The organism is Sphingopyxis sp., from assembly GCF_050725655.1.
Lineage (GTDB): Bacteria > Pseudomonadota > Alphaproteobacteria > Sphingomonadales > Sphingomonadaceae > Sphingopyxis.
This window is the reverse complement of record NZ_JBOHHT010000085.1, coordinates 25,438-50,422: the sequence shown is the minus strand read 5'-3', so window position 1 is coordinate 50,422 and position 24,985 is coordinate 25,438. Positions and strand designations below refer to the sequence as shown.

Sequence of the window (24,985 nt, the reverse complement as noted above, 5' to 3'; positions counted from 1 at the left end):
TGGGGAGGGGGACCGCTTGCGAAGCAAGTGGTGGAGGGGCCGCGACGCCGGCTCGATTGCCCTCCGTCAGCGCTTCGCGCTGCCACCTCCCCATGGCTTCGCCACAGGGAGGATATGGATGCCCGCAACCGCCCGCTTGCCGATATCCGCCCCGGGGCTTACCTTTCCTCCCATGTCGCACGCCTCGAACATCGTCCACTGCACCGGCCCGACCGACCCGCACGCGCTCGACGGCATTTCGGTCCGCCATCGCACCGGTGAACTTGATTTCCGCTGCCCGGTCTGCGCGGGGCATGGCCAGTGGAACAGCCAGATCGACCTTGTCAGCCACCGCTCGATCCGCGTGCCCTGCCCCAAGTGCGACGGGCGCGGCTGGATCGAGACCGGGGCCGACATGGTGCCCTCGCACGACATCGCGCTGTCGCCGGGCGGACACCCGGTCTGGGTGGTGCGGCTCGATCCCTCCGACGACGTCGAATGACCCGCGCGCCGATCCGCTTCGCCCTGCTCCTGTCGCTGGCCGCGCCGGCGCTGCCGGCCGCCGCGCAGACCGGTGCCGCGCAGACCGCTGCCACCCATCCCGACACCGCGCCGCAATCGGCGACCGCGCCCGCCGCGCAGCCGCTCTTCGCGCTCATCCTCGCCCCCGGCCCCGCGTGGAAGCCCGGCAAGCCCTTTGCCGAACAGGGGCTGCGGCCGCATTTCGATTACTGGATGGCGCTGTTTCGCCAGGGACGCGTCGCGAGTGCGGGACCGGTCGGGGCCGACGGCGGGCTCGTCCTGCTGCGCGCCGCCGATCAGGCCGCGGCCGACGCGATCCTCGCCGCCGACCCGGCGATCGTCGCGGGCATCTTCACCGGCACCGTCCGCCGCTATGCCCCGCCGATGGTCAACGCGAACGCCCTCGCCGCGCCCAGGGAATGAAGCGGACACGCCCCGATCCTATTTCGCACAGGCCCGCTCCCGAACCCCCTTTCCTACATTCCCACGCCATGGTTCATCCTGCCGGATGAGACACGACAAACCCCAAGCCCGCCCCGCCCGGCCGCGCTCCCAGGTTTCGCAGAGCCCTGCTCCCGAAAGCCTGGCCGCCGCGCTCCCCGCCTTCACCCCCGCGCAAATGCAGCGCCCGCGCGGCAGCGGCTGGACGCCCGATCGCCAGCGCAAGTTCATCGAGGCGCTGGCGGCGTCGGCCTGCGTGACCGAGGCGGCGGCAAGCGTCGGGCTGTCGGCGACCGCCGCGTACAACCTTCGCAAGCGCCCCGATGCGCACGCCTTCCGCCTCGCATGGGATGCCGCGATCGAGTTCGGGATGCGGCGGCTGGTCGATGCCGCGCTGTCGCGCGCGGTGCACGGCGTCGCGGTGCCGATCTTCTGGAAGGGCGAACAGGTCGGCGAGCGGCGCGAATATCCCGAACGGCTCGCGATGTTCCTGATGCGCGCGCACGACCCGCATCGCTTTGGCGCGGCCCGCCTCGGCGCGCAGCATCCGGCCGCCGCACCGCTATATGACGCCCCCGGCGCACAGCTTGCGCAGGCGCTCGACGATCTGGACGAACAGGCGAAAGCCGGCGCGCCCGCCGAACCCCCACGCCTGACCGGGCCGGCGCCGGACGAAAGCGTGCCGGACGCGGCGCCCGGCGACGCCGCTGGCGCGCCGCCAAGCGCCTGATCCGAAGGGCGAACAGGTGACAAGTTTGACAAGTTTCGCACCCTCCGGCCCCGACCGGGCATCCCGCCGCAAACGCGCCGGCGCGAACCGCACGCGGCTCGACTCGCTCGCCCGGCCCCGATAGGCTGACAGCATTTACCGATATGGGAGAGTGGCGATGCGTGCACAGACTTGGCTGATCGCGGGCGTGGTGTTGGCGATCGCGGGTTGCGGCAAGGCGGAGGCCCCGGCGAAACCCGAAGCCACGGCGCCCGAAAAATCGGTGCTCGCCGACGGGCCCGCGGCCGACATCCGCGAAATCGCCGAAGCCGACCTGCCGCAGGGCGTGCGCGACGCCGTGCTCGCCAAGATGCCCGGCATGAAAATCGCCGCGGCCGAGCGCAAGGAACGGGGCGGCAAGCTCTTCTATGACGTCGAGGGGACGCGCCCCGACGGCAGCCCGGTCGAGCTCGACCTGATCGAGGAAGCGGGCAAATACCGCGTCGTCGAGATGCAGCGCGATATCGCCTGGGCCGACGCGCCCGCCCCGGTGCGGACCGCCGCCGGCGCCGCGGCCGACGCTTTCACCCCGGCGCGTGTCATCGAAAGCACGCAGGATGACGGCACGATCGTCTTCGAACTCTTCGCCCCCGGCAAGGCCGACGAGCCCGCCGCCGAGGTCGACTGGAAGGATGGCAAGGCGATGCTGCGCACCACACGGAACGAATATTGACGCCGATGTCGGGCACAGCCCCCACTGACTCCGGCCCCACCGGTCCTGATATGGGCGCGACCTTTTACCACGGCACCCGCGCCGACCTGAAACCCGGCGACCTGCTCGCCGCCGGCTGGGGCAGCAATTATCAGGCCGCACCGATGTCGTGGATCTATTTCTCCGCCGCGCTGGAGTCCGCGATCTGGGGCTGCGAGCTGGCAGCCGGAGAAGGCCGCGAGCGCATTTATATCGTCGAGCCGACCGGCGACTGGTTCGATGACCCCAACCTCACCGACAAGAAATTCCCCGGCAACCCGACGCGCAGCTATCGCAGCCGCGCGCCGCTGCGCATCGTCGGCGAGGTCGAAAGCTGGACCCCGCACGCGCCCGAGGTGCTCGCCGCGATGAAGGACAATCTCGCGCGGCTGCAGGCCGAAGGCGCGCCGATCATCGACTGACCCGATCCTCCCCCACCCCGACAAGGCCAACCCACCCCGACAAGGCCAATGCCCCATCAAGGAAGCCGATCATGCCATCCCCCGTTCGCATCCTCGCCATCGCGGCGCTCTTCGCTTTCGCACCGACGGCAACATCGGCCGCCACCGCCGCACCCGCACGCGCCCCGCTGCAGCAACTCCGCATCTACGAAATCCCGCGCGCCAACGAAGGCGTGTTTCACGACCGCTTCCAGGGTCATGCGCTGCGCATCATGGCGCGCCACGGCTTCGCGGTCCGCTCGATCTGGCGCAGCGAGCATCAGGGCAAGGTCGAATTCGTCTATCTGCTCGACTGGCCCGACGCCGCGACGATGAAGGCCGCGTGGGACGCCTTCCTCGCCGACCCCGAATGGATCGCGATCAAGAAGGAGACGGGCGCGCGCCACGGCCGCTTCGTCGATGCGGTTTCGGAGCGCGCGCTCGAACCCGTCGCCTGGTCGCCCGACCGCGCGGGCGCGGCCGACTAGGACCAATCGACATTCAGCTCAGGGTGAGTCGAAAATGGTGGTTTTCCGTGACCCGGAGCGCAGCGTACATCTGGTACGTGAGCACCGGAAGCACGGGGAATTGCCATTTGCAGACCGCCATGGGCTGAATGTCGATTGGTCCTAGCGCGGCAGGGAACCCGGACCGGCTTTGGGGGGTCTATGCATCAGAGGGGCAACGCTTGCCCCGCCCGCTTGGCCCGGCACGCAACCTTGATGGAGTGATGTCGATGAACAAGTTGATGATCCTGCCCCTCGCCGCCGCGACCGCGCTGGCGGGCTGCGCCACCACCGGTGACGGTTACGCCTCGAATTATGACGACGGCGGTTACGGCTATTACGACCGCGCCTATTACGACCAGTATGGCCGCTATGATTACGACCGGCCCGACCCGCGGCATGACGGCTATTATGCCGACAACTACTACCGCAACGACCGCCGCTACCGCGAGCGCCGCTTGTCGAACAACGACCGCGTCTATCGCGGCCGCGACGACAAATATTATTGCCGCCGCAACGACGGTTCGACCGGTCTGATCGTCGGCGGCATCGCCGGCGGCGTGCTCGGCAACGTCATTGCGTCGGGCCGTTCCGAAACGCTCGGCACCGTGCTCGGCGCGATCGGCGGCGCGGCGGTCGGCACCGCGATCGACCGCGATAATGTGCGCTGCCGCTAGCCGCGCCGGCTGACGCGAAGGAGGGTGACAGGCGCAGCAGGCGCGCTAGGTTGGCCACGACAAACCAACCTTGGGAGCCGCCATGCTGACAACCCTGCTCACCCTCGCCGCCGCGACCGCAACGCCCTTACCCGCGGCATCCCCCGCCGACCTCGCCGCGATCGAGGCGACCTGCTTCGATTATGTCGACGGGCAGCTCGAGGGCGATGCCGAGCGCGTCAAACGCGCGCTCCACCCCGACCTCGCCAAGCGCCGCGTGCTGGGCGACACCCCCGACGAGCGGCTGGGGCTGCAACGGATGAGCCGCGAGGAACTCGTCGATCTCACCAAACGCGGCGCGCTCAAGACCCCGCGCGCCGAGTGGAACCGCACGTGCAGGATCCTCGACGTCGCGGGCAACGCCGCGGCGGTGCGCGTCGAAACGCCGTGGTTCGTCGACTATTTCCACATGGGCAAGTTCGGCGAGCACTGGATCATCGTCAATGCGCTCTGGCACATGAAGCCGCGGGCGGCGGCGCAATGAAGCTCGCGTTCGCCGCCGCGCTGCTGCTGACCGCGCAAACTGGACCCGCCGCCCCCGACCCGCGCCGCGCCGCCCCGACCTTCGACAGCGTCCCGCCCGACCTGCCCACGCTCACCCGCCCCGCGGTGCTCATCATCAGCAAGACCAACGGCTATCGCCACGACAGCATCGCAGAGGCGGTGCCCGCGATCGAAGCACTCGTCAAAACGCGCGGCTGGAGCAGCTTCGCGACCCAGAATGCCGCGGTGTTCAACCCCGAACAGCTCGCCCAATTCGACGTCATCGTCTTCGCCAATGCCAGCGGCGACATCTACATCCCGGATCAGCGCGCGGCGTTTCAGGCGTGGATTGCCAAGGGCGGCGGCTTCGTCGGCCTCCACAGTGCGGGCGACGGCAGCCATCCGGGCTGGTTCGTAAAGATGCGCGGCAACGGCAATTTCACTGGCCATCCGGGCGGCGGCGACCAGTTCCAGACGACCGACCTTATCCTTACAGACCGCGGCCACCCAGCGACGCGGGCGCTCCCCGAACGCTGGCGCTGGACCGACGAATATTACAGCTGGGACGCGGCCCCCGGGCCCGACGCGCGCATCCTCGCCCGCCTCGACGAGACGAAAATGCGTCTCACGCCCAAGCTCCGGATGGGCGACCACGCCCTCATCTGGTGGCGCTGCGAAGGCCGCGCGCGCATCTTCTATTCGGCGCTCGGCCACAAGGCCGAAGCTTGGGCCGATCCCGCGCATCTGAAAATGCTGGGCGGCGCGATCGGCTGAGCCGCGCGCCAGGAAGGGACGGGCTGCGGCTAGGCTTTCTTGGCCCGCGCCGGCTTTTCGAGGTTCGCCTCGACCGCGGCGCGCACCAGCGCCTTGAACGCCGCCTCGTCGACGCCGTCACCCTTGAACAGGTCGATCGCACGCCGCGTGTTGCCGTCGAGGCTCGAATTGAACAGCCCCCTCGGATCGGCAAGCGCCGCGCCTTTGGCAAAGGTCAGCTTGACCTTATCCTTATACGTCTCGCCCGTGCACAGGATGCCGGCATGTTCCCACACCGGAACGCCCGACGGGTTCGACGGCTTCTGCCACTTCACCGTCTCCTCGACGTCGGGATCGGCGGCATGGATCAGCGTGCGCAGTTTTGCCAGCGTGGCGCCGCGCCAGTCGCCGAGCCCCGCGATCTTCGCATCGATCAAGTCCGCCGCCATCCTGTTCTCCTCACATCTTCTCGCCCGGCAGCGCCGCGGCCTGTTTCGCCCAGTCCGCGAACGCCGCCTCGTCGACCGGCTCGTCTTCATGGATATGGAAATAACGCGTGTCGCCGCTCTTCGACGCGACCGGCGGCACCGGATCGAGCGACTGGCCGCGAAAAAAGGCGACCTTGATATATTTGTCGAAGCAATGGATGCTCAGGAACCAGTGCGTCGGCTCGGCGCCCTGCCCCGGCGGACCATAGAGCGGCGAGTTCCATTTGACCGCCTTCGCAACCCCCGGAACGGTCTTCTCGATCAGCTTGTCGATCCGCGCCCAGGCGCCCGACTTCCACCCCGGCATCGCGGCGATATAGGCTTGCACCGGCGCGTCGCCATAGCCTTTCGCGATCTGTGGATTGCCGCCGGACAACAGCACGGGTACTTTTTCGGCCATGGACTCGCGCTCCCTTCTTTCGCTGCCAAAAGAACGCGATAGCCGCGGCGAGTCAAGCTAGCCTGCGATCTCCGCCGTCGCGGCGCGCTCGATCGCCGCGCGCCAGTGACGCTGCACCGGCAACAGGAAAATCTCCGACAGCGTCCGTTCGATCTCGTCGGCGGTCAGATAGCGCCGGTCGATGCGCCCGTCGGTCAGCCGCGTCGTCAGCCGGTTGTCGCGCAAGCCATAGCGCGCCTCGGCGGTCGTGCGCGCCACGCTCAGCTGGTGCCGGAAATGCGAGTCCGGATGCGTCGACGTGTACCAATTGCCGATCTCGTAATCGATCGCGGGCGGGGGCGTGTCGTCGATCCGGTACAACGTCCGCCATTCGCGCTCGATCAGCGCCGCAACCTGCCACACATCGCCGTGCCGCACGATGCGATACGTCTCATGCCGCGTCGGCTGGGGCTCCTCGCTGTCCATCGCGAGCGGTGCGGGCGGCACCGTCGCGCCGAAACCGACGTCGGTCAGCCACGGCCGGCCATCGAGCCGCACTCGCACCACCATATGCGTGCGCGGGGTCGGCGGCGCATCGTCGGGCAGCATCCAGCGCACGCGGCCGATCAGCCCCTCGGCCGCGAACCCGATCGTCTGCAACACGCGCAGGAACAGGCCATTTTGTTCGAAACAATATCCGCCGCGCCGCTGGCCGATCAGCTTTGCGTCGACGGCGTCGGCGCCAATATCGACCCCAGCGCCGGTCAACGCGTCGATCGCCTCGAACGGGATCGCGGCGATATGCGCCGCTTGCAACGCCGCAAGCACCTCCATCGTCGGCGCCACCGGTCCGCGGTAGCCGATCCGCGCGAGGTAGCGCGGCAGGAACGCCGCGGCGGGCGCATCACTATCGGAATCGTCGGGGTCGGAAGGCGTGGCAGCGGGATAGTGCAACATGGACAAGGCTCCGTTCGCGAATCATCTGTCCCGCCCTTATGAAAGCTCAAGCCCGGTTGAGGTCAAGCGCGGATCGACAAGGGGTTCGCTGTCCCGCAAAACACCACCATCTTGGTAACTTAGTCATTGCGGGCGGCCGCGAGCTGCGGCAGACGCATCACACAACATAAGTCGCATAACATAAACATCTCAGGGAGCCCCTCATGCGCACCACGACTTATTCGCGTCTCGCCGCCGCGTTCGCGCCGGCCGCTATCCTCCTCACCATGGGCGCCGCCAACGCCGCGACCTGCGAGGAAGCCTTCGTCAAAAAGGGCAACCCGATTACCGGGCTGCGCTTCACCGCGGCGGTGACCGTCGCCGACCTGCCACCCGCGGTCGCGATCGGCCAGATGCGCGGGCTCGTCGCTGCCAAGGGCTATGACATCATGGCCGACGAGGCCGAATATGGATCGATGCTGATCGAACAGCCGATGACCGGAACCGTGCGCGCCTTTCCGATCCAGATCACCGCGACCCAGACCGGCGGGATCGGTACGGTGGTCATGGAAGCCAAGCTGCGCGCCGGACAGGCGACCAAGGCCGATGCGGCGATGGCCGAAATGTGCGGCATGCTGAATCAGGTCAAGGGCGGCAAGGCGGGCGCCGTGGCGGCCAAGAAGGGCGCGACCGCGACGACCGTCGCCGCCGCGCCGGTGAAGATGAATTCGCTGAGCTTCTCGCAGCAGGTGTCGAAAGACACCGAGCGCAATTCCGCGGGCATCCTCACCCGCTACAAGGGCAAGCAATTCACGATCGACGGGCTCGTCGACTATGTGACCAAGGACGGCAAGGATTTCCGCGTCGGCTACAAGATCCCCCAGCCCTATGAACAGGCGATCCGCCTCCCGAACCAGGCGCCGTTCAAGACCGACATCGTTTGTTACATGGCGCCGGGTCAGGCCGCCTATTCGCTCCAGCTCAAGCCGAACAAGAGCATCAAACTGACCGGCACCGTCGAAGACTTCGACGAATATAAGCATGTCATCTGGTTGAAGGACTGCCGTCCGGCGCAGTAACCGGACGGCATGGCAATGAGAGGGGGCGCCATGCGCGGAATGATAGCGGCGGTACTGGCTTTCGGCATGGGCGCGCCCGCCGCGGCCGCCGACGCGCCCGCGAGCGAGATTGCCGAGCTCAGCGCCTTTGCCGATGCCTTCGACGCGGCACAGATCGCGCAGGATCGCGCCGCGCTCGAACGCATGGTCGCCGACGATCTCGTCTTTATCGACGGCAGCGGGAAGCGGTATGGAAAGGCGTTTTTCATCGACGGCTGGACCGGCGCCGACGACGATTATGACCCCGTCACGCTTCGCGATCGCGTGATCCTGCCGCTCGGCGAGGGTACGGGTCTCGCGAGCGCCGAGACGGTCCTGTCGGGCCGCTCGGCAGGCAAACCCTTTCGCGTCCGGATCCGCTTTACCGATATTTTCAAGCGCCAAGGCGACAGCTGGCAGGCAGTCTATATCCATGTGACGCGGATGGCGATCGAGAGCGAATAGCGAGAAGGATTCGACTCTCACCACCGATGAGAACATAACAGGAACATTGATCCGATTCGGAGGAATGGATGATGGATCCGATGTTCCGCTATTTCCTGGGTTTTCAGGTAACCGCCGACCGCGCCGGTTGGCTCGCGCGCCAATTGCCGCCCATTTCGGGCGACCTGTTTGCGGGCGTCAAACCCCAGCTTTACCATCTGACGCTCTGCACGATTGCCGAGACGATCGAACCGCAACCCTTCTTGCGCGGCCAGGTCGCCAAGGCGTTCGACGCCGGCCTTCCGGCCGCAGCCCCGATCCCCTTCGGCCGCATCGTCTCGCGCGGCGCTGGCGCCGAACTCGTCACCGCCGGCAGCGTGGTCGCGATCCGCCAGATCTATGACGCAATCGTCGCACGCCTTGCGATGCAGGGCATCGAACCGATGCATCGCAAATCCGGCCTCCGCCCGCACATCACGCTTGGCTATGGGACATGCGAATTTGACCCCGTCCCGATCGCATGGGGCTGGGCGCCGCAGGGCCTCGTGCTCATCGAAAGCCATATCGGCCATCGCCGCCACCGCGTGCTGCAAAGCTGGACATTGGAGCCCCCGGCGCAAGGCAGTTTCGGCTTCATCGCCGACGAACTGCCCGCACCGCTGCGCCGCGCCGCTTAGCTTTCGAGACTATGCTCGAGCGTGATCTCGCAATCGAGCAGCTTCGACACCGGGCAATTCTTCTCCGCCTCCTCGGCGATCTTCGCGAACTCGTCGGCGCCGATCCCCGGCACCTTGCCGGTCAGCGTCAGCGCCGATTTGGTGATCGTAAAGCCGCCGTCCTGCTGCTCCAGCGTCACCGCCGCGCTCGTTTCGAGTGTGTCGCCCGAATAGCCCGCGCGCGCGAGCCCGAACGACAGCGCCATCGTGAAGCACGCCGCATGCGCCGCCGCGATCAGCTCCTCGGGGTTCGTCCCCGGCTGCCCTTCGAAGCGCGTCCCGAAACCATAGGGCTGTTTGTCGAGCACCCCCGACTTGGTCGTGATCGATCCCTTGCCTTCCTTGCCGAAGCCTTCGTACCGGGCCGATGCGCGATTGACGGTCATGATCATATCTCCTTGGTTGGTTAGAGGAGTCAGCGGAAAAGCGGCCCGGAGACTCGCGTCTCAGGCGGGCAGCAGCTTACGCCGCGCGCCCACGCGCTTCCACGCCTTTTCGTGGAAGAAGAATGCGACAGCATTGATACAGGGCTCGATGACCGCGATCCCGCCCGCCAGCGCGACCGATCCGGTCATCACATAAGCGACGCTGAATCCGATCGTCAGGTGGATCGTGAGATAGGTGAAGGTCTTGATCAGGTCGGTGGGCATGGCCCGTCTCCAGCAAATGCGAACCCGACCAAGTTAAGAATGATTCGCAACAAACGCCAGAGGGTGCCTTCGGTCAGTCTGATCGATTTTCCCGCGATACGCCTATCCCTTACTTCGCCATCCCCGCGAAAGCGGGGATGACGAAAAACAGGATCAACGCCTGACGCCGGCCTTGTCGAGCTCAGGTCCCAGCCGCCCGCTCAGCCACATCGCCCACATTTTGAAATCGGCCGCGAGGCTCCACAGCGGATAGGTGAAGGTCGCCGGCCGGTTCTTTTCGACCCCGAAATGCGCGACCCACGCGAAGAAATAACCCGCGACCGGCAAGGCGACCAGCCAGCCCCAGCGGCCTGCCACCAACGCCGCGATCGCGATCAGCACGACGAGGCTGGTCCCGACATAATGCAGCGCCCGCGTCGGCGCCTTGCTGTGCTCACGCAGGTAAAAGGGCCAGAATTCGGCAAAGGTCGTATAGTGGCGCGCCATCGCCCGATGCTGCCCTTCGCCGCGGCGCGGGTCAACTACAGGCTGCGCGCCGCCTCGTCGATCAGCGCCGCGACTTCGGCCGGCCGCGAGGCGAGCGAGGCATGCCCCGCGTCGAGCGTGATGATCTTGCGCGCACCGAGCCGGTCCGACATCGCCTTCTGGTTCGCGGGGTCGATCATCCGGTCTTCGCTCGAAATCTGATACCAGCTCGGCTTCAACCGCCACGCCGGATCGCCGATCGCCTCGCCAAAAGTCGACGCGAGCGGCGCCTTTTGCGTCACCGCCATCACCAGCGCCTCGTCGGCGCTCACATCCTGGCAAAAGCTTTCGTGGAACTTGTCGGGCTTGACCCACAGATAGCCGTCGGCGTCGGGCGCCAGGTTCGCCGCGCCCGACGGCGGATGCTGCTGCGTCAGCGCGCCCGGGCTCTCGCCCGCATCGGGCGCGAAGGCCGCGATATAGACCAGCCCCGCGACATTCGGCGCGGTCCCCGCCTCGGTGATCACTGCGCCGCCATAGCTATGCCCGACCAGCAACACCGGCCCGTCGACCTGCGCCGCGATCTGCCGCGTCCGCGCGGCATCGCCCGCGAGCGAGGTCAGCGGCAGCTCGACCGCGCGCATGCCCTTGTGCCCCAGCTTGTCGAGCTCGACGATCGCCTTCGCCCAATGCGCCGCGCCGCCCCAGAAACCGTGAACGAGAATGATCGTAGGTAGCGCTGCCATGGTCCCGACTCCTGTAGAATTTCGTGAGACCCAAAGCTAACATGCCCAACCAATAGCCGACAGCGAAGAACGTTGGCGGGATTTCGGGGGAGGAATTTTCATGAAAAAATCGACGCGCGCGCTGCTTGGGCTGGTCCTGCTCGACCTCATCGTCGTCGCCGGCGCCTGGTGGATGATCGAGCGGACGCAAAGCGGGGCGTGGAATTCGAACGATCCCGCAGGTTCGATCACGATGGTCACGACCACCGCGGGCATGATGGTCGGGGTGATCTCGGTCGTCCTGCTGCTCGCCTTCGTCATGCACCGCCGCGCCGGGAATTGACCGGTCCGCGGCTATTCGCTGCGATCGACGATCACATCCCAATGCTCCTCGACGAGGGCGAAACGCTTCGCTTCCTCGGCCTTGAATTTTGCAAGGTCGGGAAACAGCCGCGCGCCGACCTCTTCGGCAGCCGCGCTATAGCCCGTGCCGTCGCCGACGGCGTCCTCGGCGCCGCGATAGGTGATGGTGACGCGCAAATCCCAGCGCGCCGCGCCGACCATGTGGATGAAGGGCATCGCCGTTTCGATCCGCGTGACGAAACCGCGCCGCTTCATATCGTCGAGGATCGGCTGGTGGTTCTTGGCATAGAGCGCGCGGAACTCGTCCATCCCGCCCCAGCGGATGCGGTAATAATATTCGATCGTCACCGGCGTCATCACCGGCGCGGCAGGCGCAGCTTTTTCCGCGGGCAGCGCGGCTTCGGGTGCAGCAGCGGCCAGAAGCAAAGGCAATATGGAAAGCATGACCCCTTCCCCTTCGCGCCGAAATCTACGCGCGATATGGCGGCCGTTCAAGACGCCGGATTCAAGACAGCCCTCCCGCCTGGGTCGCAGGGGCGGGAGGGCTGTGTTCCGGACCGGCGTGGTGGGCGGGCCCGGAGACGAAAATCGGGATGCCGGTTCAGCGCGCCGCGGCTTCGCGGACCTTCTGCACCGCAGGGAGCAGCAAGCCGATCAGGATCTGCACCGGGTTCGACGTCACCGTCATGCCGCCCTGTGCAGGCTGCGCCGACTGCGCCATCGCCGGGGTGGCCGAAAGGGCAATGGTGAGCGCGAGCACGGGGGCAAGGATCGTCTTCTTGGTCATGGTCATTTCCTTTTCAAAGCGGTTCGGTGTGTTTCGAATTTGGTTCGGGGCGCTCCCGATGCCCCGCTTATGCCGCGCAGCCGCGGAGCCGACCGTGATCGCCATCACTCGCCCGAAAAAATTTCCCAAAATATTGAAAAGAAACGAAAGAAAAACTCTATCCGCGCTTCAGCCGCACCAGCGCGCTATCGAGCGCCTGCAGGAATTGCGAGCGATCGGCCTTCGAGAAGGGCGGCGGACCGCCCATCCCGTCGCTCATCCCCGACCGCAGGTCGGCCATGATCGCGCGCGTCGCGATCGCGGGGCCGATCGACGCCATGGTGAAGGGCTTGCCGTTGGGGCCAAGCACCGTCGCCCCCGCCTTCAATGCACGGTCGGCGAGCAAGATGTCGGCGGTGATCACGACGCTCTGCACATTCGCCGCCTCGGCGATCCAGTCGTCGGCAGCGTCGAAGCCGTCCGAAACGACGATCCTTTCGACCAGCGGATGTTCGGGCACGCGCAGCCGACTGTTGCTCACGACCTTGACCGGCACCTCGTGCCGCCACGCGACGCGATAGATTTCGTCCTTCACCGGACAAGCGTCGGCATCGACAAGGATCTGGACAGTCGTGGGCATGGGCGAAAGCGGTCAGCCGACCTCGACGCCCTTCCAGAAGGCGATGCGATCCTTGATCGCCGCCGCCGCGTCCTTGGGATCGGGATAATACCAGGCAGCGTCGGCATTCACCTGTCCGCCCACAGTGACATGATGATAGTGCGCCAAGCCCTTCCACGGACAGACACTCGTCGTTGCGCTGTCCGTCAACAATGCCGCATCGACCGCCTCGCGCGGGAAATAATGATTGCCCTCGACGACGACGGTGTCGTCGCTGTCGGCGATCACCGCGCCGTTCCATCGTGCCTGCACCATGTCATCCTCGCTTGCCGCGCGCGGCGGGCTTATTTCTTCATATTGTCGAGCCCGGCGACCACGCCGACCTTGGTTGAAGGATTGCTCGCATTTTGCTTCTTGGGCTTTTCGGCCTTGGGCTTGCGAACTTCGCGGCTCGATTTCTTCTGGCTCTTGGCCATGGTCAATACCTTGAAACGCGGCGGACGCCTGTGCCCGCCGGAAGCAGCCTACGCCCTTTGCCCTGCTACGTCGCCTGTTATCCCGCCAGCCCGTCCCACATCAGCTTCGCGCCGAGCAGCACCATCAGCAGATAGATAAGAACATAGAAGCGCGCGCCGTCGATCCGTTTCAACCAGCGCACCGTGAGCAAAGTCGAGACGATCGCAAGCGGCATCAGCAACACCGCAGCGACAAGCACCTCGCGCGGGAAGGCGCCGAGCGCGATATAGGCGGGCACCTTCATCCAGTTGATCGCCGCGAACAGGATCGAACTGGTGCCGACAAAGACGAGGTGCGGCAGCCGGCGCGGCGTCACCCACATCTGGAACGGCGGGCCGCCGGCATGCGCGATCTGGCTGGTAAAGCCCGTCGCGACGCCGAACAGGCTGCCGACCCAACCCGGCGAGGTCGACGCCGCGACGACGCGCCCGCCGCGCTCGACCCACAGGCGATAAAGACCGAACGCCAGCGTGATCGCGCCCAGCGCCGCCATCAGCTTCGCCTCGTCGACGCGCTCGGCATAAAAATAGCCCGCGGCGATGCCGATGGCGGCGCCGGGGAGCATCCATGCAATCACCCAGCCGTCCCACGTCTTGCGGAACGACCAGACGCTAACGACGTCCTGCACGATCAGGATGGGGAGCAGCAGCGCCGCGGCGATCGTCGGCGGCAATATCAGTGCCACGAGCGGCGTCGCCAGCGCCCCGACCCCCGACAAGCCGCCCTTGGCAAGCCCGAGCAGGATCACCGCGATGGCGAGCACCAGCAGCGTCAGAGGATCGGCGAGCAGGCTCATTCGGCGGCGATGCCCGATACTTCTGGCGGCTGATCGGGCAGCCGCCAGTCGATCGCCCCGCGGCCCTGCGCCTCGAGAAACGCGTTCGCCTGACTGAACGGCCGCGACCCGAAAAAGCCGTTGTGCGCCGACAAGGGCGAGGGATGCGGCGCGCGCAGGATCAGGTGCGGACTGCCCGCCCCCAGCCCCGCGACATTCGCCGCCTTCTTCTGCGCATGGCTGCCCCACAGGATAAACACCTTCGGTGCCGGATCGGCGGCAACCGCCGCAACGACCGCATCGGTGAACTTTTCCCATCCCTTGCCCTGATGCGACGCCGCCTGTCCCGCCTCGACCGTCAGGCAATTGTTGAGCAGCAGCACGCCCTGTTCGGCCCAATGCTTGAGGTATCCGTGCGACGCGCGCGGAATGCCGAGGTCGCTCTGCATTTCCTTGTAGATGTTGACGAGGCTCGGCGGAGTGCGCACCCCCGGCTGGACCGAGAAGCACAACCCGTGCGCCTGTCCCGGTCCGTGATAGGGATCCTGCCCGAGGATGACGACGCGCACATCCTGCGGCGGCGTCGCGTCGAGCGCCGCGAACCAGTCGCGCGGGCGCGGATAGATCGCCTTGCCCTTCTCGCGCTCGGCACCGAGAAACGCCTTGAGCGCCGCCATATAGGGCTGCTCGAACTCGCCGCCGATGCGCGCGAGCCAGTCGGGATGCAGTTTGACCTCGGCCATGCCCGCGCTTCACCAGAGCAGCGCAGGCTTGTCCAGAGGCTTACAGGCTGCCGCGCACGCTCAGGAAGAAACGGCGGCCGAGATAGTCGTACTGCGTGCCGAATGCCGGCGCCTGCCCGATGACCGGCGGCGTCGCGGTGACGACGGTCGAGACACGCGGCGGCGGCGTGTCGAACAGGTTCGCGACCCCCAGCGTGATGCGGAACCGCTCGGCGACGTCGCGGCTCAGCGACAGCGAATGATAAAAGGTCGCGGGCACGCTGACGTCGGGGCAGAAACGCCCGCCCGGGCGGAAGCTCGACGTACGGCAAGCGTCGCCGCCCTGCGCGCGGAGCAGGTCTTCTTCGTTCGACGCCGCCCCGGTGACATCGAGGCCGTAAAACAGCGTCCAGCCGTCCTTCATCCAGCCGAGGTTGAAATCGCCCACCCATTTCGGATTGCCGATCTTGCCATTGTCGTCGACCTCGGTGCCGGGGAAGAGCGAAACCTTGTCCTTCACCTGCCACGTCATCTGCGCGCGAAACGCGAGCGAGCCGAGGTTGCCGAGATCCTGATCGATCGCGAGCGACAGGTCGACACCGCGGTTCCGCTGGCGGCTTATGTTGACATAGCGGTCGGTGACGATCGCGACGCTCTGTGCATCGGGGCCCGCGGCGGTGCGCGTAAAGAGGCCGCACAGCGGCTCATCGGCGATCTCGGAGTCATAGCAGCCGCGCAGGATATTGCCCGCGCCGAGCAGGGTGATCTCGTCCTTCACCTCGATGTCGAAATAATCGACCGCAAGGCGTGTCTTGAGACCGCCCCACAGCGCGCCCGACACATCGGGGGTCAGGATCACCGACACCGTCTTCGCGGTCGAGGTTTCGGGTTTGAGCTGACCGATGCCGCCCCCCGATACGATTGTCGCGGGACCAATGCCGCCGGCAAAGGCGGGGCCGACGCCGTCGGCGGCGCAATTGTCGAAGATGCGCTGGCTGATCGCGCCCGCCGCAAGCCGTGCCGCGGTCTGGATGCACGGATCGATCGCCTGCTGGCCCAAAAAGCCCGTCTGGTTTTCGAGGAAGAGCTCGAACAGCGCGGGCGCGCGGAACGAGGTGCCCCAGGTGCCGCGGAAGCGCAGCCAGTCGGTCACCGCCCAGTCGGCGCCGACCTTCCATGTCGTGTCGCTGAACTTGTCCTGCACCCCGTCGAGGCGCGTCGCCTCGACATGCGTATAGCGCGCCGCGCCCGACAGCGTCAGCCGCTCGATCATCGGCACGCCTTCGAGCAGCGGCACCTCGATCTCGCCGAACAACTCCTTCGACACGGTGCGCCCCGCGGTGATGCCCGACGTCGTGAAATTGGCGACATTGCTGGCAAGCGTTGCCTCGCCCGGCGTGTCGTTGATTTCGTCGCGGCGGATATTCGCGCCGATCGCCGCGCCCACCGACCCTGCAGGCAGGTTGAACAGCTTGCCCGTCACCAACGCCTCGGCCGACGTTTGCTTGAACAGGGTGCGGCCCGTCTCGCGGCCCATCAGGAAGGCGCGCTCGGCAGGCGTAAAGTCGCCGCGCAGCACGCGCGGGTCGGTGAAGTCGATGTCGATGCACGGCACGCCGCGGATCGCCGTCGAGGTGCCGACGCACGAGCGCGTGCGCAAAGTCTGCGACGCCAGCGCGTCCTGATAAATGACGTCCTGCGTATAGCTCGCGTCGGAACGGCTATGCTGGCCGTGGACGTCCCACTTCCAACCGCCGCCAATCTCGCCGCGCAGCCCCAACACGCCGCGGTAATAATCGACGTCGGCTTCGCTTTCGGACTTAACCAGCACGCGCGGACGCAGGATGATGTTGCCGCCGAACTCGCTGTTGAGCGGATCGCCCATGTCGTTGGGGTTGCAATTATACGCCGTCGGATCGCAGAGGAAGAAAGGCAGCATCGAGGCGCCGGTGAATTGCTGGAGCTCGATCCGCTGAAAGCCATCATTGTGCGACTTGCGGTTGCTGAACAGGAACTCGCCATAGGCGGTGATGCCGCCCGTCACGTCATAGGCGCCCTCGACAAAGGCGCTGACCCGGCTCAGGCCCGAAAACACGTCCGAATCCTGCTCGACCGGTTCGAACTGGTTGAGCGCGCCGGTCGACGGGCCGTCGAAATTGACCCCGAAGAAATTGGCGGGGCCGAACACCCCGATCGGGTTATACGCATTGATCGGGATGCCGACCGCCGCAAACTCGCTGCCATATTGACCCGATAGGATCGCTTGCCCGTTCGGTGCGATCAGCCCGGGACCAAAGGTCGGGAAGCCGTTTTGGTCGACCCCCGAAAAGTCGCTGAAGACGATCTGGTTGCCTTGCGTGCTGCTGCACGCGGGGCGTCCGGTACGGAAATCGACGATGTCGGCGCGGCTGCCGTCAGCCTCGCGCTTCAGATATTCCTCGGAGCAGAAAAGGAAGCCGCGGTCGCGGCGGGTGAGGTTCTGCTGGCGGAAATAGTCGACCGTCGCAAAGACATGGCCGCGGTCGAACGTCTTGCCGAAGCTCGCATCGACGCCATAGCTTTCGCCGCCGCCATGCTCGGTAATCGACGAGAAACCGCCGCCCTCGAAGCCGTTGAGGTCGTTACGGGTCAGGATGTTGACCACCCCCGCGACCGCGTCCGAGCCATAGATCGAAGAGGCGCCGGTCTTCAGCACCTCGACCTGGCGCACTACCGACAGCGGCAGGACGTTGAGGTCGAACGGCGCGACCGAACCGCGGATGCCCGCCGGCCCCGCGCGCCGGCCGTTGATCAGCACGAGCGTTCGCTCGGCGCCGAGCCCGCGGAGCGAAACCGTCTGAACATCGTTGCCGCCATTGGCGACGAAGCGGTTCGAAATCGCCGAGGTGATCTGGATCGATCCCTGCGCCGCCGGCGTCGACTGCAGCACATCAGCAAGCTGGACCTGCCCCTGCAGCTTCGCATTCTCGGGGTCGATGACCTGAATCGGATCGGCGCTGGTGAACTCACTCTTGGCAATGCGCGAGCCGGTGACGACGATCTCCTCGCCGCTTTGCGCCGCCGCGGGAGTCGCCACGAGCGCAATCGCCGAGGCCGTTGTTGCCAGAAACACTTGGGTGCCCATTTTCATAATCTTCGTCCGATTTAGAAAGTTGATCTCGCCCCCCGGCGCGTCGGAAATTAGGCCAAAAGGCGTTTCAATATGGTTTACGCGGCGGTAAGTTTTTGCAGTCCCGCTGCCCCGCTTGTCGGGACGGCGCGGCGCGGCTAGGCACGCTGTCGACAGGTCGGGGTAAAAGGATCGCGCGATGAGCAAGGCAATGGGCGAAACGTTGGGACGGCTGGAAGCGGTCATCCACGACCGGCTCGCGGCGGGCGAGGCAGAAGCCTCCTATGTGGCGAGCCTCGCGGCAAAAGGCCGAGGCAAAATCGCACAAAAGCTCGGCGAGGAAGCCGTCGAGGCGGTGATCGCGGCGGTCAGCGAGGACGATTCCGCGCTGGTCGGCGAGGCCAGCGACCTCGTCTTCCACCTCTCGATCCTGATCGCCGAGCGCGGGCTGACGTGGGACATGATCGCCGCCGAACTGGGTCGCCGCCACGGCACCTCGGGCCACGACGAAAAAGCCAGCCGACAATAAGGAACGCTCCCATGCCGATCGACGCGACCCTTCCCTATGACGAGACCAACATCTTCGCGCGCATCCTCCGCGGCGAACTGCCGTCGAAGACCGTCTATGAGGACGAGTTCGCGCTCGCCTTCCACGACATCAACCCGCAAGCGCCGCTCCACATCCTCGTGATCCCCAAGGGTTCGTACGTCAGCTGGGACGATTTTTCCGAACGCGCGAGCGACGCCGAGATCGCGGGCTTTGTCCGCGCGGTCGGCAAGGTCGCGCGCGATGCCGGCCTCGTCGCCCCCGGCTACCGCCTGCTCGCCAACGTCGGCCTCGACAGCCACCAGGAGATCGCGCACCTCCACGTCCATATCTTCGCGGGCCAGCCGCTCGGCCCGATGCTCGCGCGCTGATATTCGGGCGCCGCCTATGACGGCCGTCACAGCAATTTCGCCAGCCACGATTAACCGTGCGCAATACGCGGCGACGGGTGGACTCTGTTCCCTGTTTCCAGCAGGATAGATGTTCGGACCGAACGGGGAGTTGACGATGGGCAAGGGATGGCGCGCGCTGGCTACGGCATTGGTCGGCAAGGCAAAACTGGCGCTGATCATCCCTCTCGGCCTCGCGATGGCCGCGACCGCCGCCGACACGGTGCCGCAGGTGACGCTCGCGACGCCGGGCAGTTCGGGCACCGGCGACGGCACGATCACGCGCTTCACGCTGCGCTTTTCCGAAGACATGGTCCCGCTCGGCGATCCCCGTGCCGCAGCGCCCGCGACCAACGACTGCAGACTCCCTTCGTCGGGCCGCTGGGTCGATACCCGCACCTGGGTGCTCGAATTCGAGCGTCCGCTCCCCGGCGGGCTCGCCTGTCATGTCGAACTGCGCGATGGGCTCAAGACCGCGCGCGGCGTCTCGGTGGTCGGCAACAGCCGCTTCGCGCTCGACACCGGCGGCCCCTCGGCGCGCGCCGTGCTCGCGGGCGGCATTTCCGACGGGATCGAGGAGGACCAGATCTTCCTCGTCGCGACCAATGTCGCCGCCGACCGCGCTTCGGTCGGCCGTTTCGGCTATTGCGCCGTCGACGGCATCGGCGAGAAGATCCCGCTCGACGTCCTGCCGCGCGAAACCGCGACCGAAATCCTCACCGGTCTCGGCGAGAATAATTGGTCGCGCCAGTCCTTCACCTCCGACGCCGGCCTGCCGCAGCGCTTCCCAGCCGCGGGCGCCGACCGCGAGGCCGCGCTCGACCGCATCGTCCCCGTCAAATGCCGCCGCCCGCTGCCGCCGGGCCGCGAGATGGCGCTCGTCTGGGACGCGCGCATTTCACAAGCGGGCGTCCCCGGCCGCACCGCCGGGCGCGACCAGCGTTTCGACCATGACGTCCGCCCCGCCTTCACCGCCAAAATGTCGTGCAGCCGGATCAATCCGCAGGCGGGCTGCAACCCGATCAAGGATGTCGTCCTCAGCTTCGCCTCGCCCGTGGCGCGAGAGAGCGTTCTCGCCGCGACGCTCAACACCGCCGACGGCAAGAAACTGACGCCGAAAATCGACGACGACGACAAGAATGACGCCTGGCTGACGACCGTCCGCTTCACCGGCCCGCTGCCGCAGAATGTCGACGCGACGCTCGTCCTGCCCGCCGACGTCACCGACCAGAGCGGCCGCAAGCTCCAGAACCAGTCGAACTTCCCGCTGAAATTCCACATCGACCGCGCCCCGCCTTTGGTCAAATTCGCCGCCGAATTCGGCATCCTCGAAGCTGGTGAGGGCGGTATCCTTCCCGTCACCGTGCGCGGGGTCGAAAGCTCGCTCGTCCAGGCAAACCTCAAAATGCCCGCGACTGCGCTCAAGGTCGGCGATGATGATGCCGCGATCGCGCGCTGGCTGAAGCGCGTCGACGACGCCGACGACACCGATTATCGCGAGGAAAAGGACCGCACCGGCAAAGAGGTCACGGTCAACTACACCGGCACCAAATCGGTGTTCGCGGACGCGCCGTCGGGCGGCGAACGCCGCGACATGCAGCTCTCGCCCCCCGGCGGCGGCAAGGAATTCGAGGTCGTCGGCATCCCGCTCACCGAAAAGGGCTTCCACGTCGTCGAGATCGCTAGCCCCGAACTCGGCGCCGCGTTGCTCGGCCGCAAATCGACGCGCTACGTCGCGACCGCCGCGCTCGTCACCAACATGGCGGTGCATTTCAAATGGGGCCGCGAAGGCTCGCTCGCCTGGGTGACCGCACTCGACACCGGCCTGCCGGTCGCGGGCGCCGAAATCCGTGTTTCGGACAGTTGCACCGGGCGCCTGCTCGCGCGCGGCACCGCCGACAAGGCCGGCCGCCTCGCCTTCGCTGGCGGCTTGCCCCAGCCCGAAACCTATTCGAGCTGCGAAGAAACCCCCGACCCCGCGACCAGCGAAGGCCATGCCTTGATGGTCTCTGCGCGCGCGGCCGACGATTTCAGCTTCACGCTCACCGACTGGGGCGACGGCATCCGCCCCTATGATTTCGACCTCCCTTACGGTTGGTCGGAACGCAACGACATCCTCCACACCGTCTTCGACCGCGCGCTCGTGAAAGCGGGCGAGACCGTCCATATGAAGCATCTGCTCCGCCGCCCCGTCGGCACCGGCTTCATGACGCCGCAGCCGCTCGCGGGCAAATTGCGCCTCGTCCACCGCGGTTCGGACACCGAATTCGAAATGCCCTTCGCAATTCCCGCGACCGGCAGCGGCGAGACAATCTGGAACGTCCCCGCCTCGGCGCCGATGGGCGATTATGAGCTCGTGTTTGTCACCAAGGACAAGGATGGCGAGGACAAGACGATCTGGTCGGGCCAGTCGGTCAAGGTCGACGAATATCGCCTGCCGACGATGAAGGCGACGGTCACCGGGCCGAAGACCGCGCTCGTGCGTCCGGCCGCGGTGCCGCTGTCGCTCTTCGTCGGCTATCTGTCGGGCGGCCCCGCCCCCAATATCCCCGTCGAGCTGCGCACAAATTTCCAGTCGAGCTGGTCGCCGCCCGAGGATTACAGAGATTGGGATTTCGACGGCCAGCCGGTCAAGGAAGGCACCGTCCAGCTCGACGACAGCGGCGACGAACCCACCGCCGAACTGCCGCTCGCGCGCTCGGTCCCGCTCAAGCTCGACGCCAATGGCAGCGCCACGACCAGCGTCGCGGTCGACCAGCCGATCACCGAACCAACGCTGATGGCGGTCGAAATGGATTATGAGGATGCCAATGGCGAGACATTGACGTCGAGCCGCCGCATCACGCTTTACCCGTCCGCCGTCCGCCTCGGGCTCAAGACCGACGGCTGGCTGATGCGCGACAACGACCTCAAGCTCAATTTCATCGCGCTCGACTTGGACGGCAAGCCGATTGCGGGCCAGCGCATCGCGGTCGCGCTCTACAACCGCGAGATCATCACCGCGCGCCGCCGCCTGATCGGCGGCTTCTACGCCTATGACAACCAGATGCGCACGACCAAACTCGGCGCCAATTGCACCGCGACGACCGACAAGCTCGGCCGCGCGAGCTGCGCCATGGCCCCCGGCGTCTCGGGCGAGGTGACTGCGGTCGCGACAACGCAAGACGCCGACGGCAACGAAGCGCGCGCCGTCCGCTCGGTGTGGCTCGCAGGCGACAACGACTGGTGGTTCGGCGGCGACAATGGCGACCGCATGGACGTGATCGCCGAAAAGCCGCGCTATGCCGCGGGCGACACCGCGAGCTTCCAGGTCCGCATGCCGTTCCGTGAAGCGACCGCGCTCGTCACCGTCGAACGCGAAGGTGTGCTGTCGAGCTTCGTTGTGCCCTTGAAGGGCACCAACCCCGTCGTGAAGGTCAAGCTCCCCGCCACTTATGCCCCCGACGTCTATGTCTCGGTGATGGCAGTGCGCGGGCGCGTCACCGGCGGCGAGAGCTGGTTCCGCAAGATGAAGCGCGCGGTCGGCTTCAAGATCGAGAATAGCGAGGGCGCCCCGCCCACCGCCTTGGTCGACCTCGCCAAGCCGAGCTATCGCATGGGCATCGCGCGCATCAAGGTCGGCTGGGAAGGCCATCAGCTCGGCGTCAAGGTCAAGGCCGACAAGGAGACATATTCGGTCCGCGAAACCGCCAAGGTTGCGATCGAGGTCAAGACCCCGGGCGGCAAGGCGCCGAAAAACGCCGACGTCGCTTTCGCCGCGGTCGACGAAGCGTTGCTCCAGCTCGCCCCCAACGAAAGCTGGGAAGTGCTGAACGCGATGATGGGCGAACGCACGCTCGACGTGCTCACCTCGACCGCGCAGATGCAGGTCGTCGGCAAGCGACATTACGGCCGGAAAGCGCTCGAACCCGGCGGCGGCGGCGGCGGCGACCTCTCGGGCCTGACCCGCGAGGACTTCCGCCCGGTGCTGCTGTGGAAGGGCAATGTCCCGCTCGACAGTAAAGGCCGCGCGACGATCGACGTGCCGCTGTCCGACAATCTGTCGGGCTTCCGCCTCGTCGCGATCGCGACCGACGGATCGCAATATTTCGGCACCGGCGAAACCACCGTCCGCACCGTGCAGGATCTCGGCGTCTTCGCCGGCATGCCCGAACTGGTGCGCACCGGTGACACCTATGATGCGCGCTTCACGCTGCGCAACGGCACCGACAAGCCAATGGAGGTCACCGCGACCCCGACGCTGTCGCCCGCCGTCGCGACCGCGCCGCCGCTGACCGTCACCATTCCGGCGGGCGGCGCGGTGCCGATTAGCTGGTCGATGACCGCCCCCGAGGCCACCGGCCCGATCGAATGGACGGTCGAGGCGGTCGCCAAGGGCGGCAAGCAGCGCGACCGGCTGGTCTTCCAGCAGCAGGTCGAACCCGCGATCCCGGTCGAAACCTGGGCCGCCAGCCTGTTCCGCGTCGGTCCGAATACGACGCTGCCGATCGCCATTCCGGCGGGCGCGCTGCCCGGCGGCTATGTCGACGTCGCGCTCGCGGGCACGCTCGCGCCGCCGCTGTCGGGGGTGCGCGACTATATGAGCGCCTATCCGTACAATTGCTTCGAACAATCGACGTCGCGCGCAATCGCGCTCGGCGATCTCGGGCGCTGGCAGGCGCTCGCCGGGGCGATGCCGACCTATCTCGATAACGACGGCCTGCTGCGTTACTGGCCCAACGAGCGCATGGAAGGCTCGATCGAGCTCACCGCCTATGTGCTGAGCGTGACCGCCGCGAACGGCTTCGCGATCCCCGAGGCGCCGAAGGCCAAGATGGTCAAGGCGCTGCAGGCGGTCGTCGACGGGCGCCTCACGCGCAAGGGTTATGGCCCCTACGACATCCGCCCCGTCCGCATCGCGGCGCTTGCGGCGCTCGCACGCAACAATGCGTCGAGCCCGCAACTCGTCGCCGCGATCGATGTCGCGCCGACCGACATGGCAACCGGCACGCTCGCCGACTGGCTCGTCGCGATCGAGCGCACGCCGAGTGTGCGCAATGCCGCAGGGCTGCGCACCGCAGCCGAGGCGGAGCTCCGCAAGCGTCTCGTCTATGAAGGCACGCGCCTCGACCTCGTCGACGACGCGAAAGCGCCATGGTGGATGATGACCAGCGGCGACGAGATGGCGATCAAGGCGCTTGAAGCCGTGCTCGGCCGCAAGGGCTGGGAGGATGACGCGGGCAAGCTGATGGTCGGCGTCGCGCAGCGCCAGCGCAAAGGCCATTGGGACACCACCCCCGCCAACGCCTGGGGCGCGGTCACCGTCCGCCGCTTCGCCGAGCTGTATCCGGCGAGCGCGATCACCGGCGTCACCAACATCGGCCTTGCGGGCGGCACCGCCTCGCAAAGCTGGCCGCTCCCCGCCGAACCCGTATCGCCGCTCCGCGTCGCGCTGGCCGCGGCCACGATGAGCCTGAAGCATGAGGGCACCGGCGCGCCGTGGGCCACGGTCAGCGTCAAAGCCGCGGTCCCGCTCAAGGAGCCGCTCAACGCGGGCTATCGGATCAAGCGCTCGGTCAGCATCGTCAAGGCGGCGAACAAGGACCGGCTGACACGCGGCGACGTGATCAAGGTGCGGATCGAGGTCGTCGCGGCCGCGGGCCGGACCTGGGTCGTGATCAACGATCCGATCGCGCCCGGCGCGACGATCGTCGGCAACCTCGGCGGCCAGTCCGAAATGCTCGCCGATCAGGCGGGCGGGTCGGGCGCGCAGCCGAGCGATGTCGAGCGCGGCAAGGACAGCTGGCGCGGCTATTTCGGCTGGATGCCCGCGGGCACCCACGCAGTCGAATATGTCGTGCGCCTCAACGGCTCGGGCCGCTTCACCCTGCCACCGACGCGCGTCGAGGCGATGTATTCGCCCGCGATCCGCGGCCAGTGGCCGAACGCTCCGTTGACGGTGGCGAGCGTCGGACAGTGATAGACGTCTAACCCCTCCCC

Annotated in this window: 31 protein-coding genes; 16 read left to right on the top strand and 15 right to left on the bottom strand. The window is 66.7% G+C overall.

The genetic code is table 11. The features are described from left to right. The first annotated feature begins 118 nt into the window (after window positions 1–118). From ACREBX_RS12315 to ACREBX_RS12275, 9 genes are all read left to right on the top strand, one after another. A complete protein-coding gene (locus ACREBX_RS12315; protein ID WP_431562036.1) occupies window positions 119–481 on the top strand; it encodes a hypothetical protein in 363 nt (120 codons plus the stop codon). Continuing rightward, on the top strand, window positions 478–924 hold the full coding sequence (locus tag ACREBX_RS12310) for a YciI family protein (protein WP_431562035.1): 447 nt from the start codon (window positions 478–480) through the stop codon (window positions 922–924). The genes ACREBX_RS12315 and ACREBX_RS12310 overlap by 4 nt, the downstream gene beginning before the upstream one ends. Before the next feature lie 196 nt (window positions 925–1,120). After that, window positions 1,121–1,672 (top strand): hypothetical protein, encoded by a 552-nt coding sequence (locus ACREBX_RS12305; protein ID WP_431562034.1) that lies wholly within the window; start codon window positions 1,121–1,123, stop codon window positions 1,670–1,672. A gap of 157 nt (window positions 1,673–1,829) precedes the next feature. Next, entirely contained in the window at window positions 1,830–2,384 is a 555-nt protein-coding gene (locus ACREBX_RS12300; RefSeq protein WP_431562033.1) for a hypothetical protein, read from the top strand. Between the two features lie 5 nt (window positions 2,385–2,389). Then, window positions 2,390–2,824 (top strand): NAD(+)--rifampin ADP-ribosyltransferase, encoded by a 435-nt coding sequence (arr, locus tag ACREBX_RS12295; protein ID WP_431562032.1) that lies wholly within the window; start codon window positions 2,390–2,392, stop codon window positions 2,822–2,824. Between the two features lie 71 nt (window positions 2,825–2,895). Next, window positions 2,896–3,330 (top strand): NIPSNAP family protein, encoded by a 435-nt coding sequence (locus ACREBX_RS12290; protein ID WP_431562031.1) that lies wholly within the window; start codon window positions 2,896–2,898, stop codon window positions 3,328–3,330. Window positions 3,331–3,578: 248 nt separating this feature from the next. Further along, the gene (locus ACREBX_RS12285; RefSeq protein WP_431562030.1) at window positions 3,579–4,025 is read left to right on the top strand and encodes a glycine zipper 2TM domain-containing protein; all 447 of its coding nucleotides are present in this window, start codon (window positions 3,579–3,581) and stop codon (window positions 4,023–4,025) included. A gap of 82 nt (window positions 4,026–4,107) precedes the next feature. Further along, window positions 4,108–4,548, top strand: a complete 441-nt coding sequence (locus ACREBX_RS12280; RefSeq protein ID WP_431562029.1) for a nuclear transport factor 2 family protein — start codon at window positions 4,108–4,110, stop codon at window positions 4,546–4,548. Beyond that, on the top strand, window positions 4,545–5,321 hold the full coding sequence (locus ACREBX_RS12275) for a ThuA domain-containing protein (RefSeq protein ID WP_431562028.1): 777 nt from the start codon (window positions 4,545–4,547) through the stop codon (window positions 5,319–5,321). Before ACREBX_RS12280 ends, ACREBX_RS12275 begins: the two co-directional genes overlap by 4 nt. A 29-nt stretch (window positions 5,322–5,350) precedes the next feature. Here the strand turns inward: ACREBX_RS12275 and ACREBX_RS12270 are convergent, their stop codons facing one another. Genes ACREBX_RS12270 through ACREBX_RS12260 form a run of 3 tightly spaced genes read right to left on the bottom strand, consistent with a single transcriptional unit; the run spans window position 5,351 to window position 7,124 of the window. After that, complete coding sequence (locus ACREBX_RS12270; protein WP_431562027.1) at window positions 5,351–5,749, bottom strand: DUF1801 domain-containing protein; 399 nt, start codon at window positions 5,747–5,749, stop codon at window positions 5,351–5,353. Window positions 5,750–5,759: 10 nt separating this feature from the next. Beyond that, complete coding sequence (locus tag ACREBX_RS12265) at window positions 5,760–6,188, bottom strand: DUF1801 domain-containing protein (RefSeq protein ID WP_431562026.1); 429 nt, start codon at window positions 6,186–6,188, stop codon at window positions 5,760–5,762. A 57-nt stretch (window positions 6,189–6,245) separates the two neighbouring features. Beyond that, window positions 6,246–7,124: an arylamine N-acetyltransferase family protein gene (locus ACREBX_RS12260; RefSeq protein ID WP_431562025.1), complete on the bottom strand. Its 879-nt coding sequence runs from the start codon at window positions 7,122–7,124 to the stop codon at window positions 6,246–6,248. Window positions 7,125–7,327: 203 nt separating this feature from the next. On the opposite strand from ACREBX_RS12260, the gene ACREBX_RS12255 reads away from it, so the two are divergent. The 3 genes from ACREBX_RS12255 (at window position 7,328) to ACREBX_RS12245 (ending at window position 9,321) form a co-directional block, all read left to right on the top strand. Next, window positions 7,328–8,182, top strand: a complete 855-nt coding sequence (locus ACREBX_RS12255) for a hypothetical protein (RefSeq protein ID WP_431562024.1) — start codon at window positions 7,328–7,330, stop codon at window positions 8,180–8,182. 30 nt (window positions 8,183–8,212) lie between these two features. After that, on the top strand, window positions 8,213–8,665 hold the full coding sequence (locus tag ACREBX_RS12250) for a nuclear transport factor 2 family protein (protein WP_431562023.1): 453 nt from the start codon (window positions 8,213–8,215) through the stop codon (window positions 8,663–8,665). 68 nt (window positions 8,666–8,733) lie between these two features. Continuing rightward, entirely contained in the window at window positions 8,734–9,321 is a 588-nt protein-coding gene (locus ACREBX_RS12245) for a hypothetical protein (protein ID WP_431562022.1), read from the top strand. Here the strand turns inward: ACREBX_RS12245 and ACREBX_RS12240 are convergent. The 4 genes from ACREBX_RS12240 to ACREBX_RS12225 form a co-directional block, all read right to left on the bottom strand. Beyond that, window positions 9,318–9,746, bottom strand: coding sequence for an OsmC family protein (locus tag ACREBX_RS12240; protein ID WP_136176018.1), 429 nt, complete (start codon window positions 9,744–9,746; stop codon window positions 9,318–9,320). The two genes, ACREBX_RS12245 and ACREBX_RS12240, sit on opposite strands and share 4 nt — an antisense overlap. Before the next feature lie 60 nt (window positions 9,747–9,806). Continuing rightward, window positions 9,807–10,010 (bottom strand): DUF2061 domain-containing protein, encoded by a 204-nt coding sequence (locus ACREBX_RS12235; protein ID WP_431562021.1) that lies wholly within the window; start codon window positions 10,008–10,010, stop codon window positions 9,807–9,809. 153 nt (window positions 10,011–10,163) lie between these two features. After that, window positions 10,164–10,496 (bottom strand): Mpo1-like protein, encoded by a 333-nt coding sequence (locus ACREBX_RS12230; RefSeq protein WP_431562020.1) that lies wholly within the window; start codon window positions 10,494–10,496, stop codon window positions 10,164–10,166. 35 nt (window positions 10,497–10,531) lie between these two features. Next, entirely contained in the window at window positions 10,532–11,221 is a 690-nt protein-coding gene (locus tag ACREBX_RS12225; RefSeq protein WP_431562019.1) for an alpha/beta hydrolase, read from the bottom strand. Window positions 11,222–11,321: 100 nt separating this feature from the next. On the opposite strand from ACREBX_RS12225, the gene ACREBX_RS12220 reads away from it, so the two are divergent. Continuing rightward, window positions 11,322–11,543, top strand: coding sequence for a hypothetical protein (locus ACREBX_RS12220; protein WP_431562018.1), 222 nt, complete (start codon window positions 11,322–11,324; stop codon window positions 11,541–11,543). 11 nt (window positions 11,544–11,554) lie between these two features. On the opposite strand, the gene ACREBX_RS12215 is transcribed toward ACREBX_RS12220, so the two are convergent. From ACREBX_RS12215 to ACREBX_RS12180, 8 genes are all read right to left on the bottom strand, one after another. Next, window positions 11,555–12,007, bottom strand: coding sequence for a hypothetical protein (locus ACREBX_RS12215; RefSeq protein WP_431562017.1), 453 nt, complete (start codon window positions 12,005–12,007; stop codon window positions 11,555–11,557). 157 nt (window positions 12,008–12,164) lie between these two features. After that, window positions 12,165–12,350, bottom strand: coding sequence for a hypothetical protein (locus ACREBX_RS12210; protein ID WP_248459404.1), 186 nt, complete (start codon window positions 12,348–12,350; stop codon window positions 12,165–12,167). A gap of 157 nt (window positions 12,351–12,507) precedes the next feature. Next, window positions 12,508–12,969, bottom strand: a complete 462-nt coding sequence (locus tag ACREBX_RS12205) for a YaiI/YqxD family protein (RefSeq protein WP_431562016.1) — start codon at window positions 12,967–12,969, stop codon at window positions 12,508–12,510. Window positions 12,970–12,981: 12 nt separating this feature from the next. Beyond that, window positions 12,982–13,263, bottom strand: coding sequence for a DUF427 domain-containing protein (locus ACREBX_RS12200; RefSeq protein ID WP_431562015.1), 282 nt, complete (start codon window positions 13,261–13,263; stop codon window positions 12,982–12,984). Between the two features lie 29 nt (window positions 13,264–13,292). Next, on the bottom strand, window positions 13,293–13,424 hold the full coding sequence (locus ACREBX_RS12195; protein WP_431562014.1) for a hypothetical protein: 132 nt from the start codon (window positions 13,422–13,424) through the stop codon (window positions 13,293–13,295). Window positions 13,425–13,501: 77 nt separating this feature from the next. Beyond that, the gene (locus tag ACREBX_RS12190) at window positions 13,502–14,260 is read right to left on the bottom strand and encodes a sulfite exporter TauE/SafE family protein (RefSeq protein WP_431562013.1); all 759 of its coding nucleotides are present in this window, start codon (window positions 14,258–14,260) and stop codon (window positions 13,502–13,504) included. After that, complete coding sequence (gene ung, locus ACREBX_RS12185) at window positions 14,257–14,982, bottom strand: uracil-DNA glycosylase (protein WP_431562012.1); 726 nt, start codon at window positions 14,980–14,982, stop codon at window positions 14,257–14,259. Before ung ends, ACREBX_RS12190 begins: the two co-directional genes overlap by 4 nt. A gap of 40 nt (window positions 14,983–15,022) precedes the next feature. Then, on the bottom strand, window positions 15,023–18,085 hold the full coding sequence (locus tag ACREBX_RS12180) for a TonB-dependent receptor domain-containing protein (protein ID WP_431562011.1): 3,063 nt from the start codon (window positions 18,083–18,085) through the stop codon (window positions 15,023–15,025). 184 nt (window positions 18,086–18,269) lie between these two features. Between ACREBX_RS12180 and ACREBX_RS12175 the strand changes: the two genes are divergently transcribed. The 3 genes from ACREBX_RS12175 (at window position 18,270) to ACREBX_RS12165 (ending at window position 24,965) form a co-directional block, all read left to right on the top strand. After that, entirely contained in the window at window positions 18,270–18,599 is a 330-nt protein-coding gene (locus tag ACREBX_RS12175; RefSeq protein ID WP_431562010.1) for a phosphoribosyl-ATP diphosphatase, read from the top strand. 11 nt (window positions 18,600–18,610) lie between these two features. Continuing rightward, the gene (locus tag ACREBX_RS12170) at window positions 18,611–18,988 is read left to right on the top strand and encodes a histidine triad nucleotide-binding protein (RefSeq protein WP_431562009.1); all 378 of its coding nucleotides are present in this window, start codon (window positions 18,611–18,613) and stop codon (window positions 18,986–18,988) included. Window positions 18,989–19,124: 136 nt separating this feature from the next. Further along, window positions 19,125–24,965, top strand: a complete 5,841-nt coding sequence (locus ACREBX_RS12165) for an alpha-2-macroglobulin family protein (protein WP_431562008.1) — start codon at window positions 19,125–19,127, stop codon at window positions 24,963–24,965. The last annotated feature ends 20 nt before the right edge of the window (window positions 24,966–24,985 follow it).

Bases quoted from the DNA above. Each gene is read 5' to 3' on its own strand.
- ACREBX_RS12240 (WP_136176018.1), bottom strand. From the start codon at position 9,746: ATGACCGTCAATCGCGCATCGGCCCGGTACGAAGGCTTCGGCAAGGAA.
- ACREBX_RS12190 (WP_431562013.1), bottom strand. From the start codon at position 14,260: ATGAGCCTGCTCGCCGATCCTCTGACGCTGCTGGTGCTCGCCATCGCG.
- ACREBX_RS12265 (WP_431562026.1), bottom strand. From the start codon at position 6,188: ATGGCCGAAAAAGTACCCGTGCTGTTGTCCGGCGGCAATCCACAGATC.
- ACREBX_RS12250 (WP_431562023.1), top strand. From the start codon at position 8,213: ATGCGCGGAATGATAGCGGCGGTACTGGCTTTCGGCATGGGCGCGCCC.
- ACREBX_RS12270 (WP_431562027.1), bottom strand. From the start codon at position 5,749: ATGGCGGCGGACTTGATCGATGCGAAGATCGCGGGGCTCGGCGACTGG.
- ACREBX_RS12285 (WP_431562030.1), top strand. From the start codon at position 3,579: ATGAACAAGTTGATGATCCTGCCCCTCGCCGCCGCGACCGCGCTGGCG.
- ACREBX_RS12165 (WP_431562008.1), top strand. From the start codon at position 19,125: ATGGGCAAGGGATGGCGCGCGCTGGCTACGGCATTGGTCGGCAAGGCA.
- ACREBX_RS12175 (WP_431562010.1), top strand. From the start codon at position 18,270: ATGAGCAAGGCAATGGGCGAAACGTTGGGACGGCTGGAAGCGGTCATC.
- ACREBX_RS12215 (WP_431562017.1), bottom strand. From the start codon at position 12,007: ATGCTTTCCATATTGCCTTTGCTTCTGGCCGCTGCTGCACCCGAAGCC.
- ung (WP_431562012.1), bottom strand. From the start codon at position 14,982: ATGGCCGAGGTCAAACTGCATCCCGACTGGCTCGCGCGCATCGGCGGC.
- ACREBX_RS12260 (WP_431562025.1), bottom strand. From the start codon at position 7,124: ATGTTGCACTATCCCGCTGCCACGCCTTCCGACCCCGACGATTCCGAT.
- ACREBX_RS12230 (WP_431562020.1), bottom strand. From the start codon at position 10,496: ATGGCGCGCCACTATACGACCTTTGCCGAATTCTGGCCCTTTTACCTG.
- ACREBX_RS12255 (WP_431562024.1), top strand. From the start codon at position 7,328: ATGCGCACCACGACTTATTCGCGTCTCGCCGCCGCGTTCGCGCCGGCC.
- ACREBX_RS12310 (WP_431562035.1), top strand. From the start codon at position 478: ATGACCCGCGCGCCGATCCGCTTCGCCCTGCTCCTGTCGCTGGCCGCG.
- ACREBX_RS12290 (WP_431562031.1), top strand. From the start codon at position 2,896: ATGCCATCCCCCGTTCGCATCCTCGCCATCGCGGCGCTCTTCGCTTTC.
- ACREBX_RS12305 (WP_431562034.1), top strand. From the start codon at position 1,121: ATGCAGCGCCCGCGCGGCAGCGGCTGGACGCCCGATCGCCAGCGCAAG.
- ACREBX_RS12235 (WP_431562021.1), bottom strand. From the start codon at position 10,010: ATGCCCACCGACCTGATCAAGACCTTCACCTATCTCACGATCCACCTG.
- ACREBX_RS12180 (WP_431562011.1), bottom strand. From the start codon at position 18,085: ATGGGCACCCAAGTGTTTCTGGCAACAACGGCCTCGGCGATTGCGCTC.
- ACREBX_RS12280 (WP_431562029.1), top strand. From the start codon at position 4,108: ATGCTGACAACCCTGCTCACCCTCGCCGCCGCGACCGCAACGCCCTTA.
- ACREBX_RS12210 (WP_248459404.1), bottom strand. From the start codon at position 12,350: ATGACCAAGAAGACGATCCTTGCCCCCGTGCTCGCGCTCACCATTGCC.
- ACREBX_RS12170 (WP_431562009.1), top strand. From the start codon at position 18,611: ATGCCGATCGACGCGACCCTTCCCTATGACGAGACCAACATCTTCGCG.
- arr (WP_431562032.1), top strand. From the start codon at position 2,390: ATGTCGGGCACAGCCCCCACTGACTCCGGCCCCACCGGTCCTGATATG.
- ACREBX_RS12315 (WP_431562036.1), top strand. From the start codon at position 119: ATGCCCGCAACCGCCCGCTTGCCGATATCCGCCCCGGGGCTTACCTTT.
- ACREBX_RS12205 (WP_431562016.1), bottom strand. From the start codon at position 12,969: ATGCCCACGACTGTCCAGATCCTTGTCGATGCCGACGCTTGTCCGGTG.
- ACREBX_RS12200 (WP_431562015.1), bottom strand. From the start codon at position 13,263: ATGGTGCAGGCACGATGGAACGGCGCGGTGATCGCCGACAGCGACGAC.
- ACREBX_RS12220 (WP_431562018.1), top strand. From the start codon at position 11,322: ATGAAAAAATCGACGCGCGCGCTGCTTGGGCTGGTCCTGCTCGACCTC.
- ACREBX_RS12300 (WP_431562033.1), top strand. From the start codon at position 1,830: ATGCGTGCACAGACTTGGCTGATCGCGGGCGTGGTGTTGGCGATCGCG.
- ACREBX_RS12195 (WP_431562014.1), bottom strand. From the start codon at position 13,424: ATGGCCAAGAGCCAGAAGAAATCGAGCCGCGAAGTTCGCAAGCCCAAG.
- ACREBX_RS12245 (WP_431562022.1), top strand. From the start codon at position 8,734: ATGATGGATCCGATGTTCCGCTATTTCCTGGGTTTTCAGGTAACCGCC.
- ACREBX_RS12275 (WP_431562028.1), top strand. From the start codon at position 4,545: ATGAAGCTCGCGTTCGCCGCCGCGCTGCTGCTGACCGCGCAAACTGGA.
- ACREBX_RS12225 (WP_431562019.1), bottom strand. From the start codon at position 11,221: ATGGCAGCGCTACCTACGATCATTCTCGTTCACGGTTTCTGGGGCGGC.